Annotated in this window: 11 protein-coding genes; 1 reads left to right on the forward strand and 10 read right to left on the reverse strand. The window is 71.1% G+C overall.

Annotated features, from left to right (window positions below; translation table 11 throughout):
* Positions 1–3: 3 nt before the first annotated feature.
* The 10 genes from WMF28_RS15890 to WMF28_RS15935 all read right to left on the reverse strand — a co-directional run bounded on the left by WMF28_RS15890 (position 4) and on the right by WMF28_RS15935 (position 19690).
* A complete protein-coding gene (locus WMF28_RS15890) occupies positions 4–909 on the reverse strand; it encodes a hypothetical protein (protein ID WP_437603081.1) in 906 nt (301 codons plus the stop codon).
* A gap of 1 nt (position 910) precedes the next feature.
* Complete coding sequence (locus tag WMF28_RS15895) at positions 911–4927, reverse strand: DUF6531 domain-containing protein (protein WP_437603082.1); 4017 nt, start codon at positions 4925–4927, stop codon at positions 911–913.
* A 20-nt stretch (positions 4928–4947) separates the two neighbouring features.
* Positions 4948–5406: a hypothetical protein gene (locus WMF28_RS15900; RefSeq protein WP_437603083.1), complete on the reverse strand. Its 459-nt coding sequence runs from the start codon at positions 5404–5406 to the stop codon at positions 4948–4950.
* Positions 5403–7586 carry a type VI secretion system Vgr family protein gene (locus WMF28_RS15905; protein ID WP_437603084.1) on the reverse strand — a complete coding sequence of 728 codons (2184 nt, stop codon included), beginning with the start codon at positions 7584–7586 and terminating at the stop codon, positions 5403–5405. Before WMF28_RS15905 ends, WMF28_RS15900 begins: the two co-directional genes overlap by 4 nt.
* Positions 7583–9784 carry a type VI secretion system Vgr family protein gene (locus WMF28_RS15910; protein ID WP_437603085.1) on the reverse strand — a complete coding sequence of 734 codons (2202 nt, stop codon included), beginning with the start codon at positions 9782–9784 and terminating at the stop codon, positions 7583–7585. The genes WMF28_RS15905 and WMF28_RS15910 overlap by 4 nt, the downstream gene beginning before the upstream one ends.
* On the reverse strand, positions 9781–10347 hold the full coding sequence (locus WMF28_RS15915; protein WP_437603086.1) for a hypothetical protein: 567 nt from the start codon (positions 10345–10347) through the stop codon (positions 9781–9783). Before WMF28_RS15915 ends, WMF28_RS15910 begins: the two co-directional genes overlap by 4 nt.
* A complete protein-coding gene (locus WMF28_RS15920; RefSeq protein ID WP_437603087.1) occupies positions 10334–11329 on the reverse strand; it encodes a DUF2169 family type VI secretion system accessory protein in 996 nt (331 codons plus the stop codon). Before WMF28_RS15920 ends, WMF28_RS15915 begins: the two co-directional genes overlap by 14 nt.
* 130 nt (positions 11330–11459) lie before the next feature.
* On the reverse strand, positions 11460–17495 hold the full coding sequence (locus WMF28_RS15925; protein ID WP_437603088.1) for an AAA family ATPase: 6036 nt from the start codon (positions 17493–17495) through the stop codon (positions 11460–11462).
* A gap of 104 nt (positions 17496–17599) precedes the next feature.
* Positions 17600–18574, reverse strand: a complete 975-nt coding sequence (locus WMF28_RS15930; protein WP_437603089.1) for a response regulator — start codon at positions 18572–18574, stop codon at positions 17600–17602.
* 273 nt (positions 18575–18847) lie between these two features.
* The gene (locus WMF28_RS15935; protein WP_437603090.1) at positions 18848–19690 is read right to left on the reverse strand and encodes an SDR family NAD(P)-dependent oxidoreductase; all 843 of its coding nucleotides are present in this window, start codon (positions 19688–19690) and stop codon (positions 18848–18850) included.
* A 265-nt stretch (positions 19691–19955) separates the two neighbouring features.
* Here WMF28_RS15935 and WMF28_RS15940 point away from each other — a divergent pair, with 265 nt between their 5' ends.
* Entirely contained in the window at positions 19956–20081 is a 126-nt protein-coding gene (locus WMF28_RS15940; protein ID WP_437603091.1) for a hypothetical protein, read from the forward strand.
* Positions 20082–20083: the final 2 nt, after the last annotated feature.

Consider the following 20083-nt stretch of genomic DNA (forward strand, 5'->3'; position numbering starts at 1 on the left):
GAGTCAGCCCAGCCTTCTTCGTTCGGCCTTCGGCGGCCGCACGAGGAGCGCGTCCAGCGCGGGACCGAAGCCGCGCCATCCGTGCTGCTCCCGCCGCCAGAGCTTGCCATCGCCGGTGAGGACGTAGCCGGGGGCACCGAGCGACCAGCTCGTCCGCCGATCCTCCTCCGCGAAGAGCTCTTCCTCCTGAAGATCGCGGTCGAGCCTGGGCCGCACGCTGTACAGGGGACCGAGGTGCTCTCCGGTCGCGCGGCAATAGACCCTGTACCGGTCCGGGTAGCCCGCGGGAAAGGCCTTGTCCAGGCGTGCCGCGGAGACACCGAGGCGCGAAGGCGGCCAGTGGCCCGCGGCGACGAGCGTATCCCTGGCAAAGCCGGGCGCCACAAGCTCCGCGGCGAGCCGGAGAGCGGTCAAACTGCCGCCGTGGAACGCCGCGCTTACCTGGACGAGCGCGCTCCTCAGCAGCGGCTCCAGGTGCCTGTCGCGCGTCATACGGCTCAGCGCCCACCAGTCGATCAGCCGGAGCCATTCTGCGCTCCGAAAGCGTCGGTCCACCGACCGGAGCTCCTTGAGCGCGCGTCCGAGGGGCGATCTCGGCGAGATCCGCGGCGCGAGGGATTGCACGTGCGCTCGGTACTCCCGGAACGTCCTCGGCCGCGCCACGCCGTCCCATGGGACATCGTCCGTTGTGACCTCATGCGGATGACCGAGCACCCGGCTCCCCTTCAGCACCACCTCGCACTCGCGAGGCCCATACGTGAGGAACTGAACCTCGTAGGGAGGGTCGGACAGCTCGCCGCCCGTGTAGAAGAAGTCCGGGAAGCCAAGCTCCTGGTAGAGCTCGATCTCCGGCGCGCGGCGCGCGGCGAGCTCGTTCATGAATTCGACGGTGGGTTGCGGCAGAAGCATGTCAGTGTCCCTTGTGGGCGATGAGCCTCGCCAGAGCGGCCCTGACCTGCTCCATCCTCGCGGCGAGGGCCCTGTCGCTCGGGGTCCCTGTCGAAGCGCGCTGGATGCCCTCGGTGAGGTTCCGGAGCAGCTGCCATCGCCAGCTCGCGTCGGTCCTCAGCCGCTGGTTCGCGGCGTTGATCTGATCCTGCACCGGTCCGGGCCTCCTCTCCGTGCCGGTCACCCGCTCGAAGGTGACGTTGCCCCTGCCGTCGGTCCGGACGCCCAGCTCGACGCCCGGATTGCCGGTGTAGAAGTGCGTGCCTTTCCCGTCGTTCCAGTCGCTTGTGCCGGCGGAGTGCGGCTGCCAGGGGTCATACGCCAGACCCAGAGGATCCCACGTTTGGGTTGGCGCCCCGCCGAACGCCATCAGATTCAACCCGCCATGGACGTTGATGGGATCCGGCGAGAGCCACCTCCCGCAGGCCGGCTCGAAGTACCGGAACCTCGTCGAGCAGAGGCCCGTCTCGTCGTCCGCGACCTGGCCGAGGAGCCGGAACGGGCTCTCCACGGGCAAGGTGTGCGGGTCCCGTTCGACCGACACGACATCGCCCCACGCGCCGTGCTGCGCCCGCCAGGCGATGCGCCCGCGCTCGTCCACGAGCTCGGTCGGCGTGCCGACCTGGTTGACGATGACGCCGAAGACCGTGCCCTGCTCGACCTGGAGCAGCGGCGTGAAGCTGCCCGGATCGTGGACGTGCACCCGGGCTCGCTCGCCCTGAGCCGAGACGTGCCGCTCCTCGCAGACGACGTCGCCGTCCCACAGATAATCGACCGACGCTTCCACCGGGGCGCCTCCGCTCGCGCCGCCCGCCAGGGCCGCGTCGAGGGCCGCGCCGTCCCATGCAGAGAGCACGGTCTTCCGGACCCGCCGGCCAAAGGCGTCGTACGTGAAGCGCACCCGCCTGCCGTCGGGGAGGACGACCTCCCTGAGCCGATCCTTTGTGTCCCAACCGTAGATCGTCACCTTCTCTCCGCCGCCTCCGGCCCCGCCTTTCTCGATGCGCTGGATACGCCGGCCGCGGCCGTCGTGAAGATAGCGGGCGTTGCCCGCCGCTCTCAGCACGTTCCCCGGGCCGAGCGACCAGCGTTGCGCGAGATCCGGTGATCCTACGCCGCGCACCGCGCCGACGAGAGAGCCCGTGGGGTCGTACGCGAACACCTCCCGGCGCTTGCCGCTCGCCGCCTCCAGCAGCTGATCCGCGCGATCGTAGCGGTACGTCGTGGTGGTGCCGCCCGGGCCGTCGGGCCCATCGCTCACCGACGTCAGGCGACCTGCCGTGTCGTGGCCATACCGCCGCCTCACGGCCAGCCTCGCGGCGCCCGCCGCCCCCGCGGAGATCACCTGCTGCTGCACGAGCCGCCCAAGGACGTCGTGGTCCTGTTCCAGTCGCCAGGCGCCGAAGTCGCGGAGCCGCTCCCGGCCCTCCCCGTCGCGCTGGATGGATACCGCTCGTCCCTCGTGCGTGATCCCCACGAGCAGATCGTCGTCGTCATGGCGGTACTCCGTCCGCTCGCCTCCCGGCGCGACGCGTGCCGTGCGCCGGCCGCAGGCGTCGTACTCGTAGCGGACGGTGCGCCCGTCCTGGCGCTCGGCGATGACCTGTCCCAGCCTGTCCCGCTCGAACTCCGTCACCACCTTCGCCGTCGCGTCGGTGCAGACCGCGCGCACGATCCGCCCGAGCGCGTCCCGCTCGAACGTGATCTGGACGTCGGGCCCGCGGTCCTCCACGAGATTCCCGAGCTTATCGTACGCGAACTCCCGCCATTCGCCGTCGGGATGGTCGATCCGCGTGACCCGCCCCCCGCGATCGCGGCGGTACGTGATCAGCCGGCCATCGAAGGTCCGCTCCGCTACAACGCGATCGGCGCGGTCGTACTCCAGGCGATAGCGCTCGAGCAGCGCATTGATGATCTCGACCGGGCGCTCGTCGGCGTCGTGCAGGAGGGCGACCACCTGCCCATCCGGCGGGACGATCTTCGCCAGGTGCCCTGTTCCGCTGTACTCGAAGCGGGTGGTCCTGCCCGCCGCGTCGGTCGTGCTTGTGACGTTTCCCACCGGATCATACGTCATCGCCAGGCGCGTCCCGTCGGCCCGCACCCTGGCCAGCACCTGGCCGAGCCGATCGTGCTCGGTGTGCGTGACATGGCCCGACGCCTCGACCCGCGCCACGGGCCTGCCGAGCGCGTCGTGGCGGAACCAGGTCGTCTCGCCGCGCCCCGAGGTCTCGGACGCGACGTTCCCGTGCTCGTCGTACGTGAACGTCGCGAGCGCGCCGTTCGGGCCGAAGGCGCCGGCGACGCGCCCGTCCGTGTCGCGCGCCAGGCTGAAGGACGCGCCGGTCGGGAGGGTGACGCTCACCAGCGCGCCGCGGGCGTCGTACTGGTAGCGCGTCTCGAGGCCCGCCGCGTCGACCCGCCGCACCGGCGCGTCGCCCTCGATCTCCCACGCGGTGACGTTGCCCGCGGGGTCGGTCTCCTTCACAAGGTTCCCGCGCGCGTCGTACGCATACTCCATCGCTTCGCCGGCGGCGTTGCCCCGGCGGATCAGGAGTCCATCCTCGTCGCGCCCGCGCTCCGACGCCCAGCCGCCGTCGAACGTCTCCTCGCGCAGCACGATGCCGTCCTTCACGTGATATCGCCGCGCGCGGCTCGTGCCGTGGGTCCGCACCTCGCCCGTGTCGTCGTCGGTCGTCAGGCGGACGTCGTGCAGGCCCCCGTCGCCCCAGGTCCGCACGCACCGGCCGGTCTCCTCGTCGTACTCGTACTGGAACGAGATGCCGTTGCGCGCGGTCGTCTTCACCATCCGGTGCAGGCCGTCGTATTCCCATCGCTTGATGTGCGAGAGCGCATTTGTATGCGAGGCGAGCGTGCCCTCGACATGATAATCGTAATCGAACCAGGTCTGCAGCGCGGGCGCCTCCTCGCTCCCCGGGGCGCGCGCCCAGACCTCGACCCGGACCACCCGGCCTCTCTCGTCGCTCATCACGCGGACCTCGCGACCGCAGCTGTCCGAGATGCGCACGAGCACGCTCCCGCTGTACTCGAGCTCGATCCTGTGGCCGTACGGGTCGGTGATCGAGGCGAGCGCGAACCGGCCGTCCGGCAGCGCGCTGAACTCGCGGACGAGCCGGTCGTCCAGGCTCCGGATCAGGTAACGCTTGCCGGCCGCGCGGAGCTCGAGCCGCCGGCCGCGGTGGAAGCTGACCTCGTCCGGCGCGGGGACCGCGAAGTCGACGGGCAGCCCCTCGTCGTCGTGGAGCCGGATCACCTGCTCGCCCGGCTGCACCCACTGCTCGAAGGAGTGTATCCAGCCGCCCTTGCCGAGCGCCGTCGTCCTCCGCTTGTGATAGCCGGACGAGTAGGTCCGCCGCCATACGAGCTCGATCGGGCCCGGCAAGGTCAGGTCGGTGCCGTCGTCGACGACGAAGCCGGTGCCGACGTCGATCGGATCGCCGACGTTCGTCTGGTTCGCGCGCTCCGGGTGGAACGCTCGATAGTACTCCTCGTTGACCGCGTGCGCCTTCGCGGCCGATTTCGACGCTCGCGCGAAATCGACCTTGTTCAGCAGGGGCACGACCATCTGCGCGATCTGCTGCTGGGCGGTCAGGACGTTCATGTTCACGAGATCGCCCGTGCCGCACACGTTCTTGCCGGCCGCCTTCACGACCATCGAGCCGGTCCGCATGACGGCGATCTTCGTGTCGGCGTGCGTCACGAGGTCGCCGCCGGCGGTCTTCGACGGCGCGTTCGCGGGCGGGTCGACGTCCATCTGGCTGCCCTCGACAAGCGCCTGCGTGTCCCAGATCCAGTAGCTGGAGTTGTGCTCGGTCCCGCTCTTGTTGGCGGTGCGCGCCGTGTACACGAAGGGCGTCGGGACGGGGGGCGCGGGCGGGCTGACCGGGCTGATCGCGCCGGGGGCGACCGCGCCGTGGCCGCTCTTCTTTGTGGCGATCTCCTTCTTGCCGACGCTGCTCATGGTCGCTCCGGTGGGCTCATCTAGGGGATCTCGACGTGCGCGCTCGCCAGCCGCACCTCGCGCGGGGCGTCCACCGTCACGGCGTCGGCCGACAGCTTCACGCGGCCGTCGGCCGACAGCTCCAGCCGCGATTTGCCCGCCCGGAGCACAAGCCGCCGCGGCGCCTCCACGACGACCTCCTCCGTCCTGCGCTCCCTCGTCTGGAGCGCGCCGAAGATGACCGCGTCGCCGCCCGCCATGCCCACGAGGACGATGCTCTGCTCGGCGAGGCACCTGTCGGCGAGCTCGAGATCCACGTCGGGCAGGACGCCCACCTCGATGGGCTCGCTGCCGAAGAGCGAGGCCTCGTACCGCCCTTCGGCGAGCTTCCTCAGCAGCTTCGCGAAATGGGCGCCGCCTCCCAGCGGCGGCGGTGCCTCCGTGCGGCGGCCCAGATTCACCACCTTGCCGGCCCGCTTCATCGTCCTCGCAGAGCTCATTTGACCTCTTCCTTCGTCGTCACGACGCTCGTCGAGTCGCCCTTGAGCTTTCCCTTCACCGTGATCGACGCCGGCGTGATCGTGACCGTGACGCCGCCCGCCTTGAGCACGATCCTCGTCTTCGCCTTGAAGGACACATCGGCGCCCTTGGCCCGGATGGCCCCGCCCGCCTTGAGCTTGATGACAGGTGCCCCCACCGTGAAATCGGCGCCGGCGTGCGCCCGGTACAGCCCCGCGTACTTCTCCGAGAGCACCGACGCGTTGATCGACACATTCTTCGCGCTCACGCTGAGCGGGCCGCCGGCGGTCAGCGTGCTGGCGCCGAGCACGCCCATCGACGCCGTGAGGCCGCCTATCTCGGTCCACGTGCCGCCCACGGCGATGGTCGAGGCGCCGGTCACATGCCGGTTCGTGCTCTGGATCGCGACGACGTTCTCCGCGGCCCCGACGATGCGGCTCAGCGTCGCCGCCTTCATCTCGTAGTCGCCCCCCACCGTCAGCTTCCGCGTGGCGCCCACGCTGACGCTCTCGCTCGCGGCGAAGATCCCGAGCACGCCCGTGGTCGTCACGTCGCGATTGCCGCCCACCGAGTACGTCTGCCCGGACGTGACCGTCGTCACCTGCTGCAACGTCACCGTGCTCGTGTGGTTGCCCCCGACGATGTTCTCCTCGTCCGCCGTCACGCGGACGACCTTGTCGTTCTCGGTCCTCTCGGTCGCGTCCTTCGACGCGGCGAAGTGCATTCCCTCGTTGCCCGCGGCGTCGTCGAACCGGATCTGGTTCTGCTTGCCGCTCCCCCCGGTGCTCTGCGTCCCCCAGTTGGACCGCACCTTCTGGCCCGGCAGGCTCTCGGCCGGGGGCGCTTGCCCGTTGTCGAGGCGCCCTAGCTCCAGCGGGGTATCCCCCGTCGGCGCAGGATCGTTCATGAACCCGACAAGCACCTCCCAGCCGGCCCGCGGCAGGAAGAACCCGCCGCTCAGCGGCGGCTGCACCGGCCGGATCCACGCGCTCGCCGTGTCGTCCTCCGGCGAGAGGCGATCCCAGCGGAAGCGCGCCTTGACCCGCCCCTGCGCGTCGGTGTGCATCTCGGCGCCCGGCGGCCCCATGATCGTCATCGTCTGCAGCCCGCCCAGCCCCTTCGCCGGCTGCCGCCTCGGCCGCGCGGGCCGCGCCGCGGGGACCGCCACGAGCTCGGCCTCGTAGCGCAGATCGCCCGGGCCGTTCGCGGCGAAATCGCTGCCCCGGTGCCGCACCTCCAGGATCCGGAAGCGCCCGTTCTCGTCGTCCCGCGGCGCGTCCTCGAGCTCCACGATGAACCCCACCGCGACGTGCCGGCAGGTCGTGCGCGCCCGGAGGACCACGCCCTCGGTCTGCTCCTCCTCCAGGAGGAGCCGCGCCCGCGCCGCGCCCGCCTCGGGCGACCGATGGCGCCCCGGATACGCGAACCGCTGAAAGCGCTGCTCGCCCACCGACGCCGCCTGATCGACGGTGGGTCGGTCGGGATCGTAATCGGAGACCGCCACCCCGTCGTGCGTCACCCGATGGATCAACCGCACCTCGGTGACCACCTCGCCGGTCGCCATCCCGCCGTCCTGCACCACCCGGAGGCGCGCGCCGCCCGGGAGATCGTGGCAGGCCGACGTGTCCTGACCGAGCACCACGACGTCCTCGGACTCCTGGTGCTCGACCCAGAGCGATATCCCCTCTTCGGCGAGGATCCGCCGCACGAACGCGAGCACCGACTCGAACGCCTGGACGCACTGGATCCGTGGCTCCGGCCGGGCCGGCACGCGGATGTCGAGGGTGAGGCCCGCCTCGAGCAGCAGCTCCTCGGCGATGGTCACCGCGTCCTTCTCCAGGAAGATGCGGTGATCCGACCCGTCCTCGAGCGGCATGAGGCGCGGGACGATCGTCAAGAGCGCGCCGACCCCCGAGCCCTCGATGGCATCGACGACCCCGTGGAACCGCCGCGCCACGTCGCGCAGCGCGTCCTTCGGCGTGATCTCGAGCGTCGCCTTCTTGCCGAGCAGCTCGTCGGGGACGAGCGCCTCGTCCCGCCCGGGAGCGACGCGCGCGAGGACACGCACGCTGCCGCCGACGTGGGTCCGCTCGAAGGCGTCGAACGACTGGACCGCGAGCGGCGGGGCGCCCTCGACGGTCAGCTCGAAGGCGGCCCTCACGGCCCCACCTTGACCTTGTCGTTCTTCTTGACCGACGGCGCGTCGAGCTTGACCGTGGACGACGACTTCAGCGCTCCCGCGAGCTTCATCGTGCTCCCCCCGTTCGCCGTGAGCGTCGCCGCCTTGACCGAGATCGTGCCCGCCTCGAACACGACCTTGCCCCCGCCCTCGATCGACAGGACACCGCCCGCCTGGAGGGTCGCGCGGGCGCCCGCGTTGAAGGCCACCTTGGCGTTCGCGCTCTCGTTCGCGGCCGCGGCGGTGATGCTCTTTCGACCCGTGGTCCCGTCGGCGTAGGCGAGGGCGGCCGTGAAGCTGCGGACGCCGCTCACGAGCTCGGTCCGCGCGCCCGCCACCGACTGGTTGCTCCCGAGCCCCGCGGTCGTGGAGAGCGCCGCGCCGATGACCTGCGTGAAGGCCCCCTGGACCTTCGCGTTGTACTCGTTGCAGCGCAGACTGTAGAGGGCGCCTATCTGCTCGACGTACGCGCCGTCCACGGCCGTCTTGTAGGTGCCTGTCACGCCGATGGTCTCGTTTCCGCCGATGCTCTCCGAGCGCGCCCCCTTGACGACGAGGTTCCCGTCCGCGCCCACGATGATCGATTGATTGCCCCCGATCGTCGTCGTCTGCCCGCCGTCGACGAGGAGCTGCTGCCCTTTCTGGACGGTATCCAGCCGGTTCGCCCCGACCTCGATCGAATGCGAGCCGCCGACCGATACCGTCTGATCCTTCGTCGCATGAACGAAGGTCTGCTCGCTCCCGCCGTCGTCGCCCAGCCGGATCTCGTTCGTCGTCCCGCCGCCCGGCGAGGTCGCCGATTGCAGCGTGCTCGTCGCGCACCGGTCGGGCAGCGCGTAGGGCGGGGCGGCCCCGCCGTTGTAGATGCGCCCGAGGACGAACGGCCGATCGGGGTCGCCGTTCTCGTACACAACGGGGACCTCCCATCCGACGCGGGGCAACATCTGCGGCGCCGTCAGGTTCATCTGCAGCGTCCGCACCCAGCGCGAGCTCTTGTCGTCGCCGACGCCCGAGCGATCCCAGAAGAAGCGCACCTTGATCCGGCCGAGGTCGTCGACGTGGATCTCGTCCCCCGCGGGGCCGGTGACGATCGCGCTCTCGATCCCCGCCACGACGGGGCGCGAGCGCGGGATCTCGGGCCGATACGGGGCCTCCGGGGCGAAGGGGACAAGGGTGGCGCGGCTCTTGTACGGCGCGCCGCGGGGCTGCTCCCGCGACGCCTGAACGAGCTCGTGCTCCACGGCGGTGATCAGGAACCGCCCCGAGAAGCACGCGTCCGCGGCGCCGGTGATCTGCACGACCCGCCCGGCGCGGAGGCGCGCGGTGCCGCTCTCGCCCACGAGCGTCGAGCGATGGCGGCGGAGCTGCTCGAGACGCACCTGGGCCCGCGCGGCCGCCGCCTTCGGGTTCACGAGGCCCGACGGGTACTCGAAGACCTCCAGCGCGCCTTCGCCCGCGTCGCCGTCCACGGGGACATCGGGGTTCTGCACGTTGATGTCGCGCAGGCTCGCCCGGGTCGAGGTGATCGACCAGCTCCGCCGCAGCGCGTGGAAGGACAGCGCCATCGTGGTCCTGCCGCTCGCGTCCTCGAACGGCACGACGGGGCTCGGCCCCTCGATCCCCTCATGGGAGCTCGGGTGATCCCCGAAGACGAGGAGCGGCGTGTCGTCGTCGCGATCGAACCAGCCGTTGATCCCCTCGTCGGCGAGCAGGCGCGCGATGAACGCCCACTCGCTCTCTCCGTATTGCACCGTGGTGTCGCGCTTCGCGTACTGCCCGGCGAGGCGCCACCTCACCTGCGAGGCGGGGATGCCCGCGCGGAGCAGGAGCTCGGCCACGATCTCCTGGGTGGTCCTGTCCTGGAAGATGGCGTGGCCCACGCGCAGGGCGAGCCGCTCGGCGGGCGGCCCGAGCGTGATGCGATAGCGGTCCTTGCCGCGGGAATGGCCCTCGTGGGACGCCTCGAGCGCGACGAGGTGGAATGTCGTCGTGAAGCCGCTCGCGTCGGCCAGCCCGAGGATCGCGTCCCTGTCGACGAGCGCCGCCGTGTCGAGGTGCGGGTCGGGGAGCAGCGCCTCGACAACGAACGCGCCGAGCTCGTTCATGGCCTCCCGCCCGCTGACCCGGACGATCTCGGCGCCGTCGAGCCCTTCCAGCTGGAGCTCTGCCTGGTTGATCACGGGCGCTCCTCTGCCGGCGCCGGCGGAAACACGAAGGGGGGCACGGCGAGCGCGGGCAGGGGCGCGAGCGGGCCGGACATCGCCGCCTCGGCCAGGGCGAGGACCTCGGGATCGGCCAGGCGCGCTCGCCAGAGGCGCGCGAGGCGCAGCTCGTCGCCCGGGGTGAGCCCGGCGCGGCGGGCGAGCTCGCCCGGGTCGACGGCCTCGAGCGCGTGGCGCTGGAACGTCATCCAGGCGCCGATGTCGCGGTCGAGCGGATCGACGGGCCGCGCCCAGAGCGAGAGCGCCCGGCCGAGCGCGTCCTCGTACAGCGCGTCGAAGCGGTCGTCGTCGCCCGCGAGCGCGTCGGACACGCGCTCGCTCCAGAGCTCCTCGGCGCGGGCGAACGCCCGTTGCGGGACGCCGAGCCACGCCAGCACGGCGGGAACGGGGAGCCCGTCGAGCCGCGCCGCCTCCACGACGAGGTAATGCCCGAGCGAGACTCCCTCGATGGGCGCGCGGAGCGCCTCGGGGAGCCGGCCGTCGGCGGGCAGGGCGCGCAGGAGGGCGTCACGCGTCGACATCGAGCCGCGCCTCGCGGAGCAGCGTGTCCCCCCGGCCGAGGGGGACGACGCGCCGGTACGTGAGCTCGACGCGCGCCGCGTCGGGCTCGAGGACGGCCGTGTCGAGCACGAGCCTCAGGGACACAGGCGGCCCACTCGTCCGGCGGAGGTGCGCGACGAGCGGGAGATCGGGGATGGTGACGTCGAACAATCCCTCGGGACACAGCCCGTGCGTGGCGATGACGTCGCCGGCCGCGAGCGGCCGATCCAGCTGCAAACCGGGGTGGGCGACGTGATGGAACCGCCTGTCGAAATCGAGCGGCGGCAGCGGCATCCGCTCGCGCTGCCAGGCCGCGTCCATCGTGCCGGACAGCGCCCGTCGCGGCAGCCACCACATCGGGATGGCGCCGAATCCGGCGGGCGCCGTCGGGTCGGTGTCCGTGATCGGGGATGCGGGATCCTCGATGCACGGGGCCGGAGCCCCGTCGAGCTCCGAGGCCGACTTATGGACGCCGCGCCCCACGGGGTTGTGCCAGTCCACGACGGTGCCGTCCTTCGATTTGCCGCCATAGGCGCGCTCGTAGGTGATCGCGGCGCGCTCGAACCGCGCCGCCGGGGAGATCTTGATGCCGAGGCCGCTCTCGTAGAAGACCCGCTCGCCGTGCACGGTGAGCGACATCGACCGCCCCGGCGCGCGCACGGCGACGTCGAGGCTCGTGACGGCCTTCGTGGAGACCGCGCTGCCGACGATCACGACGTCGGCCCCCGGCTTCTCGCACGAGACGTCGCTGGGATAGCGAATGCTCGACTCGCGCCCTTCCCGGACAGCGGCCTCGTCGGTGGGGACGTCGCTCAATCGAACGGGAGCCTGCTCGTCCAGGAGAGCGAGCCCGGGGCCGCGCTTGCCATAGGTGGCCTTGACCAGGAGAACGACGACGTCGACGCCCCGCTCATCGTGCAGGGGAACGGCCAGAGCGGCGCAGGGCGTGGCGTTTGCGAACATTCGGCGGCGCCTGGCAAGCTATCCGAACGCGCAGGGGGGTACCAAGAAACGCGCCCTGAACCGAGCGTTGACTCAGAATCATTGAGTTTTTCGAACGATGAAGGTCCGCCGAGGAGGGCGGCGCCTCGTTTCAGATCGGCGGCTCTCGACGGCTGTCGACGAGCAGCGCGCGAAGCGCCTTGAACTGAAAGCTCTTTGCCAGCGCGGAGAGCCGCCCCAGCCACGGTCTCAGCTGCTCGTCCTTTTCTTGCAACCGCTTCGCTTCCTCGATCAACTCGAGGACCCTCCCTCGGCTCGACAGATCCAGGAGCCGCGCCAGATCGTCGGGCTGCGGACGGGGCAGCGCGGCGAGCTCGGCCTCGGTGAGGACGGCCGGCGAGGGGAGGGGTCCCCGCCGCTCCTCGCGGATCCAGGAGAGCTCCAGCGAGCGCTCCAGCCGATCGAGCAGCGCCCCCGCCTCGACCGGCTTGGGAAGAAGATCGTCGCACCCGGCCTCACGGCTTCGCTCGAGCTCGCCCCCGGCGACGCTCGCCGACGAGGCGAGGACGACGGTCCGCGCGAGCGCGGGGAGCTGTCGCAGGCGCCGGGTGGCCTCGTAGCCGTCCATTCCCGGCATCGCCAGATCCATCACGACAAGCGCCGGCGTGTGCTCGGTCGCGAGCCTCAGCGCCGCCTCGCCGCCCTCCGCCTCCAGGACCAGAAAGCCGCGCGGAGCCAGCAGATCGCGCAGCACGGCGCGGTTGTCGGCGTGGTCGTCCACCACGAGCACGCGACGTCGCTCGCCTTCATAGCCGGTGATCTGCTCCCACCCGAGCGCCGCGCCCGCGGCGCTCGCGGGAGGTCGCGCCTCCGTGAGGCGCAGCGTCACGGTGAAGACGCTGCCCTCGCCGAGCCGGCTTTGCACCTCGATGCGGCCGCCCATCCGCTCGACGATCTGTCGGGTGATGGTCAGGCCGAGCCCCGTCCCGTCGGCGCGGGCCACCTCGCTGCCGACCTGCTCGAACGGCTCGAAGATGCGCAGCAGGTGCTCGGGCGCGATGCCCGGACCGCTGTCCTCGATCCGAAAGCGCACGGTGCGCTCGGGCCCGCTCTCCTCCAGCACATCGACCTGGAGGCTGACGCGGCCGCGCTCGGTGAACTTGATGGCGTTGCTCAGCAGGTTGAGCAGCACCTGGAGGAGGCGCTTGTCGTCGGTGTGGACGTGGGAGAGCGGCGGCCCGGACACCCGTGAGGAGAACGCGAGCCCCTTGGACTCGGCCCGCACGCGGCAGAGATCGGTCACGGTGCCGATGAGCGCGGGGAGCTGGACCTCCCTCGGGGTCAGATCCATCCTGCCGGCCTCGATCTTGGCCAGGTCGAGGACATCGTTGATCAGCGTCAAGAGGTGCTCGCCCGAGCGGCGGATGGTCTGGACTCCGTTCCTCTCCGCCGGCGAGAGCGACGTCGAATGCTCGAGGATCTGGGCATAGCCGAGGATGCCATTGAGCGGGGTACGCAGCTCATGGCTCATGTGGGCCAGGAAGGTGCTCTTGGCCTGGTTGGCGGCGTCCGCCGCTTCCTTGGCGGCCCGCAGCTCTCGGGTGCGCGCTTCGACCTCTTGCTCGAGGTGCGCGTTGGCCGCCTGGAGCGCCTCGGTCTTGCTCCGCACCTCGGCATAGAGGGTGGCGTTCTCGACGGCGGTGGCGGCCTGGGAGGCCAGCAGCGCGCAGAGCTCGATCCGCGCCTGGGGGAACGCGTCGACCGCGTGCGCATGCTCTAGGTACATCACGCCCGACAGACGCCCCTGGTGGACGAGCGGGACGGCGAGCAACGAGGGCGGCCTCCGGGATCGCAGATAAGGATCGGTGTCGAAGCGAGGGTCGGTGACGGCCTGGCCGAGCACCACCGGCACCTTGCTGCGCTCGACGTACTGCACAACGGAGCTGGGGAGCCGGGCGGAGGCGCCGATGGGCTCGTTCAAGTCGAGCGCGAGGCGCTCGGGATCGAGGGCGAGCTCGGCCTCGACGCGCAGGGTGCCGCCCTGGACCAGGGCGAGCACGGCGCGCTCGGCGCCGGCGTTCTCGGCGAGCAGGCGGAGGATGCGGCCGATGAGGGCGCCGAGGACGAGCTCGCTCGACAGGGCCTGGGTGACGCGGACGGTGGTGGCGACGTCGAGCGCCGCGTTGCCGGTCGTGTCGGTCGTGTTGATGGAGGCCGTCGTGGGGGCGCGCTCGGCGGCGAGAGCCGCCGCGGGGCCCGGGAGCAAGGTCGGATGCTGCTCGTGGAGGTGGGCGACCAGGGCGAGCGCGCCCCAGCGGGTATAGGCGTCGCAGGCCTGGCGCAGGTAGTGGGCCGCGAGGCGCTCGCGGTTCGCCGAGAGATGGAAGTCGGCGCAGAGCTGGGCGGCGAGGGCCTCGACGTGCAGGAAGCCGTGCGCGTGGGCCTGCTCGATGGCGTCGTCGTACGCCGAGAGCGCGTCGTCGGTGCGGCCGTCGAGGCGGGCGCGCTCGGCCTCGAGCAGCCGCAGCTTGTGGCCGAAGTTCTCCGCGCACCCCTCGGTGAAGGTACGAAAGCGCTCGATGGCGTGGTCCAGCGTGGCGAGGAGCCCTGCGCGCTCCTCGTGCGGGCGCGTATCCGCTTGCGGGCGTGTAGACACGCAGCACTTCGCGGCGGCGAGCCCCCGCCAGAGCGGGATGTCCGTCACGGAGGGAGTCCCGTAGACGGCAGGACGGAACCGCTCGGCTTCCTCGGCGTGCTCGAGGGCCCGCGTGTGCTCGCCGAACGAAAGGAACAGATGCACCTCCAGGATGCGCGCCAGCTCGGCCACGAGCCCATTGCCCCTCGCGAGGAAAGAGCGCGAGCTCTCGGTGAGCCAGTCCTGCTCGGGGGTGGGCCTGGGACGCGTCGCGGCGCGGAGAAAGGCGGCGTAGTCTGCGACAAGCGCGAAGAATTGCCGTCCGTGGGCGTCGCCGGCCCGCGCCATCAGGTCTCGCTGCGCCTCCTCCCGCTTCGCCACCTGGTCGAGCGGGCGTCCTCCCCACAGATCCACGTAATAAAGCTCGCCGAGCAAGCCGTAGCTGGTGCCCACGAAGGAGCCGGAGACGGTCGCCGCGCGCAGCGCGGCTTGATAGCAGGACCGGCTCTGCTCCACGGGAGATTCATGGGGCACATACAGCCCTCGAATGAAGGAGCACTCCGGGAAGAAGGGCGAGGCGAGGCGTATCGCCGCCTGCTCTCCCTCCCGCGTCCAGCGCACGCTTCCGCGGTAATCTCCGAGGAAGGCCGATGGCGCGTGGGCGAGTATCCCGATGAAGAACGGCGCCGCGGACGTCAGCGCCCCCCGCTTCATCGCCTGGTGCGTGTTGCGCACCGCCGCGAGGGCGAAGGTGGCGGGGCGCGTGCCGATCACGGCGCACAGCCCCATGGCGGCCTCGAGGGCATCGCAGAGCGAATGCTCGGGGGAGGGATCGGCGGGCATCCGGGTGAAGCCCTCGGGGTGCTCGTCGAGCCATGCGTTGCACTCCTCGAGCAGCTGCTTGATCTGAGCGATGCACGCCTCGTTGCTCTCGGGGTAGTGGATGCCCTGCTCGGCGAGCGCCAGGAGCCCGAGGCTCTCTCCTTCTCGGAGCTGCCCGGCGGCGCGAAACGCGCGCACGCGCAGCTCCTGCGCCGCGAGCCTCGGCGGCGCGGGCAGCGGCCGCGAAAGGAGCGCCAGTGCTCCCCGGTGCACCTCGTCGAACGCGCGCAGCATGTAGTCCGCCTCGATGCGTTCGAGCGCCATCTCCACCGACAGCTGCGGCTCATCCTCCCACGCGCGCTCTCCCAGGAGCCGCTGCGCTTGCTCCGCGAGCGTCGCTTGCAGCTTGTAGGAGCCGTTCGCCTTCGCTGCCCTCGCTCCTCGCAGGTTCAGCTTCGCCAGATCCTTGCGCTCCCCCTCGTTCTCGAGCGCCGCGGCCCCCAGGTTCAGGTGCCTCACCATCTCCAGCTGCTTCTGGTTCGAGCCCCCCTGGCGCTCGAACACCGCCCGGAGCCTCCGGCCGATCGCGAGGTGGGTCCTCGCTCGCTGCTCCGGCGGGATCCGTTCGTAGAACGCCTGCTGCACGCGGTCGTGCAGAAACCTGTAGCGCGCCTCGAGATCGCGGCTCAGGTGCGCCAGCGACTGCGCCAGCGCCTGCGCCTCTCGGTAATGCCCATCGCTGGGGAGCACCAGCCCCGCGAGCACCGCGGGCCACAGGACGGCCCCGACCTCGGCCGGCTCCTTGCCCGAGAGCACCGTCAGCTCCTCGAACGAGAAGCTGTGGCCCGCGCACGCCGCCTGTCCCAGGACGTCCTGCGTGCTCGCTGGCAGCTCCACCACCTTGCGGAGCACGAGATCCACGACGTTGTCGGTGACCGCCGCGCGCTCCACCGCGTCCTGATCCCATTGCCACGCGCCGTCTTCCAGATCGCGCCGCACGCGCTTCTGACGGTGGAGCTCCAGCAAGAGCTGGCCCAGGAAGAAGGGGTTGCCGTGCGTCTTGCGATGCAGCGCACCCGAAAGCGGTCTGACCCGCTCGGGCTCGGCGGACAGCGCGAGCGTGAGCCACTGCGCTACCGACGCCTCGGAGAGCGGCCCCACGGTCAGCCGCGGCGTCGTCACGCCGCTCGCCGATACCGCCTCCACGAGCGTCCACAGCGGGTGGCCCGGCTCCACTTCGTTGTCCCGATAGGCTGCGATCACGAGCAGGTGCTTGCGCCCCACGTCCGTCAAGAGCACCTTGAGCAGCTCCAGCGACGCGGGGTCCACCCACTGCAGGTCGTCGAGGAACAGCACCAGCGGCGGCGAGGCGTCGGTCACGGACCGCACGAAATCGATCCAGCTCAGCTTGAGCCGGTTGTACGCCATCTCCGTCGGCACCTCCGGCACGGGCGCGAGCGTGCCCATCAGCCATTCCAGCTCCGGTACCAGGTCGGCGATCACCCGCGCGTTCGGGCCCAGCGCTCGATCGATGCGCGCGCGCCACGACTCGAACACGGGCTTGGGACTGGCGGTCAGGTTGTTCAAGAGGCCCGAGAAGGCCTGGGCGAGCGCGGCATAAGGGACGGAGCGCCCGAGCTGATCGTGCTTCCCCGAGAGGAGCAGCCCCCGGCCCGCCCTGGCGATCTCGCGGTAGACCGAGCGCACAAGGGCCGTCTTTCCCACCCCCGACGGGCCCGCGAGCAGCAGCACCTCGACCGCCCCGCCCGCGGCGCGCTCGAAGGCCGCGGCGATCTCCCGGCTCTCCTCGTCGCGGCTCACCAGGGTCTGCGGAAGCGAGAGCCTGGGCGAGAAGTCCTTGCGTCCCAGGGCAAATGGCGCGATGTGGCCGCGCTCGGTCCACGCCGAGAGCGCCCGCTCGAGGTCCGAGGCGAGGCCACTGGCCGTCTGGTAGCGCTGCTCGGGGTGCTTCTCGAGGCAGCGCTCGACGAGCCGCGCCACGGCGCCGGGGACGCCCTCGACGAGGCGCGGCTCGTCGAGCGCGGGCGGCGTCTTGGCGAGGTGCGCATGCACCAGCGCGAGCGGGTCCTTCTCGAGAAACGGCCGCCGTCCCGACAACGCCTCGAACAGCAGCACGCCCAGCGAGTACAGATCCGTGCGGGCGTCCAGCCCACGGGCGGTGCGCCCGGTCTGCTCGGGAGAGATGTAGGCGAGGGTCCCTTCCAGCGCGTCGGGCAGGCTCGCCTCGGTCGCCTCCTGGGCCAGCTCCGAGGCGATGCCGAAGTCGACGAGCACGACCTCGGTCCAGGTCTCATCGACAAGGATGTTCTGCGGCTTGACGTCCTTGTGCATGACGCCGGCTGCATGCACGCCCTGGAGCACGCGGCACACGCCCAGGGCGAGGCGCAGGGCAGCCTCGATGTGCAGCCGGCCGCGCTCGGCCAGCACCCGGTCGAGCGAGCGCAGGCCGGCGTCGTGCAGGACCAGCGCCACACTGCCGCCCTGCTGTTCGAGCGCCAGAGGGCGCGCCACGCCGGGTACATCGGCGAGCTTGGTCAGGAGCTGGTGCTCGTGCAGGAGCCGGCCGACGGTGCGCGAGCTCGGCGTCATCGCGACGGGCTGCTTGACGACCACGCGCTCGCCCGAAGGTCTCTTGACGGCGCGCTGGACGCGGGTCTCGAGGCCCTCATAGAGCGTCTCGCCCCATAGATAATCCACGAGCTGCATCATGGTCTCTGTTCTCCTCGGGCGAATTTGTGGCCCTGCACGGCTCTTGGCATCGCTGATCGAGGGCAGGACGCCTCCTCTGCGTCGCGTCGGAGGTTCGAGGGGCGTCAGGGAGCGCCGAACGCCCTCCCGCGCGCCCGGAGCGCGTGCGCCACGCCAGCCTGCACGGTGGCCTTGGTCACCAGCTCACCGAGGCCGAGGGCGAGCCGCACGAGCGCCTGCGCCACCTCGGGGCGGATGCCCGTGATGATCGCCCGCGTGCCGAGCAAGCCGAGGCCCCTCGCCGCCTGCACGAGCATGCTCGCCACGGTCTCGTCGGCCACGTTCACGCCGGTGATGTCGAAGATGAGGAAGTCGGCGCCGCGCTCGCTCGCCCCGCGCAGCGCGGTGTCGACCGCCTGCCTGGCGCGCTCGACGTCCATCGTGCCGACGAGGGGCATCACAAGGATCCCGTCGGTGATCGGGATGAGCGGCGCCGAGAGCTCGCGCAGCCTGTCCCGCTGGGCGGCGATGATCTGCTCGTGCAGCGCCGCCCTCGCGGCCTCGGCCTGCTCGCGCTGCGAGAGCTCCTGCGCGAGCTGCGCGTTCGCCTCGTACAGCTCCGCCGTGCGGCGCTCGAGGGCCCGCTCGGCGGCGTCGCGCTCCCGGATCTCCTCCGAGAGCCGCAGGTTCTGCTCCTTCAGGGCCCGCGTCGCGCTCCGGAGCGAGAGCTGGGTCCGCACGCGCGCCAGGAGCTCGCCTCTCTCGAAGGGCTTTATCACGTAGTCCACGGCGCCCACGCTGAAGCCCTGGATCCTGTAATGCTCATCGGCGAGCGCCGTCATGAACACGACGGGGATATCCCTCGTCGCCGGGTTGGCCTTCAGACGCTTGCAGGTCTCGAAGCCGTCGAGGCCGGGCATGAGCGCGTCGAGCAGGATCAGATCCGGCTCCTCGCGGCCGACCACCGCGAGCACCTCCTCGCCGTCACCCGCCATGGCGAGATTCAGCCCCTCACCCGCAAGCGCGCCGCAGAGCACCTCGATGTTGAGCGGATTGTCGTCAGCGATGAGCACGAGCGCAGGGGATCGGGGCGGCTGCATGACCTCTCTGGAACGGCCAGTAGGGCGTGAGCCGTCCCGACCTGTCAAGGCCTTGCGGCGCGCAAGCCCAGGTCGACACGGATCGCGGCGATTCCCCTTACATATCAAGGGTTTGTTGTGAGATGCGTGCCACCTTTGTGGGGGAGAGAAGCAACCTTCACGACCTGCGGGAGCGCGTCGAATGGCGTCCCGGTTGCCCCTGATTCAGCGAAGAGGCAGGCCTGAGTCGGCATCCGCCTGCTCACGACCTCTGCTCCGGAGGAGCCTTGTGCGTCAGGGCTTCGCCGCGCCCGCCATGAACGCCGCGAACGCGTCCGCGTGGTCGGGGTGCCAGCGCGACAGCGCAGGTCGGTTCTGGATGAGGTCGTCGGCCGCCCACTGGATTCGGCGCTCGTCCATCTCGCGCGTGACCGCGTTGTCCGGACAGAGGATGTAAAAATCGCCGCGGCCCATGCCGGCGAGCATCCTGTCCACCACCTGATCGGCGGTCCACGCTTCAGCGGGCTTCTCCGGGCCTCGCGCGGTCATGCCGGTGAACGTGTATCCCGGGATGAGCAGGTGGGCGGTGACCTTGCTGCCGGCGACGTTGCGCAGCTCGTGAGCGAGCTGCTCGGTCAGCACCTTCACGCCGGCCTTGGAGACGTTGTAGGCCGCGTCGCCCGGCGGGGTGGTGATGCCCTGCTTCGAGCCCGTGTTGACGATGGCGCAAGGGGTGTCCTGCGCCAGCATCGCCTCCGTGAACGCGTGCACGCCGTGGAGCACGCCCCAGAGATTGACCTCGATCAGCCGGCGCCAGCGCTCGTAGTCCTTCCACGGTCCGGCGCCGTTGCCGACTCCGGCGTTGTTCATCAGGACCGCCACCTCGCCGAACGCGTCGTAGGCGACCTGCTTCAGGCGCTGCACGTCCTCGAGCCTGGCGACGTCGGTCGGGGCCGCGCGCACGTCGGCCTCGCCGCCGGCCGCGAGGGCGGCGACGCGCGCGGCGGCCTCGTGCAGCGCCGGCCCGTCGAGATCGGCGAGACAGACCTTCAGGCCCATGCGCGCGAAGCGCTCGGCGGCGGCGAGCCCGATGCCGCCGGCGGCGCCGGTCACCACGGCCACGCGGCCAGGTGTCAATGCGGGATGGTGGTTCACTGGGGATCTCCGTCAGGCGTTGGTCGGGGTCGCGCCGGCCATGGCGCGACGGTCGCCGCGAGTATAAAGGGCGCCGGCGCGTCGAGCCACGATCGTCCGGGGACGCAGATCTATCGAAGGGGCCGCCTTCACTCCACAGCGTGCGGGGCCTTCTCGGCGAAGCGCCCTCGATACTCGGCGGGCGTCACGCCGAGCCGCCGAGAGGACGCCCGCCACAGCGTTCCCCGCGCCGTACCCGAAAGAGGGAATGACGCGGTTCGAGGTGCTCGAGCGTCGAGGCAACCTGCACGTGGTGCGGCAGCCGAGCCCCTGGTCGCTCACGGCGGACCCAGCCGAGCGGATCAAGGACGTGCTGTCGAGCTTGAGGAAGTGACA

This window comes from Sorangium sp. So ce590, assembly GCF_051521365.1.
In the GTDB taxonomy this organism is placed as follows: Bacteria; Myxococcota_A; Polyangia; order Polyangiales; family Polyangiaceae; genus Sorangium.

Bases quoted from the DNA above. Each gene is read 5' to 3' on its own strand.
- WMF28_RS15895 (WP_437603082.1), bottom strand. From the start codon at position 4,927: ATGAGCAGCGTCGGCAAGAAGGAGATCGCCACAAAGAAGAGCGGCCAC.
- WMF28_RS15890 (WP_437603081.1), bottom strand. From the start codon at position 909: ATGCTTCTGCCGCAACCCACCGTCGAATTCATGAACGAGCTCGCCGCG.
- WMF28_RS15920 (WP_437603087.1), bottom strand. From the start codon at position 11,329: ATGTTCGCAAACGCCACGCCCTGCGCCGCTCTGGCCGTTCCCCTGCAC.
- WMF28_RS15930 (WP_437603089.1), bottom strand. From the start codon at position 18,574: ATGCAGCCGCCCCGATCCCCTGCGCTCGTGCTCATCGCTGACGACAAT.
- WMF28_RS15900 (WP_437603083.1), bottom strand. From the start codon at position 5,406: ATGAGCTCTGCGAGGACGATGAAGCGGGCCGGCAAGGTGGTGAATCTG.
- WMF28_RS15925 (WP_437603088.1), bottom strand. From the start codon at position 17,495: ATGATGCAGCTCGTGGATTATCTATGGGGCGAGACGCTCTATGAGGGC.
- WMF28_RS15915 (WP_437603086.1), bottom strand. From the start codon at position 10,347: ATGTCGACGCGTGACGCCCTCCTGCGCGCCCTGCCCGCCGACGGCCGG.
- WMF28_RS15940 (WP_437603091.1), top strand. From the start codon at position 19,956: ATGACGCGGTTCGAGGTGCTCGAGCGTCGAGGCAACCTGCACGTGGTG.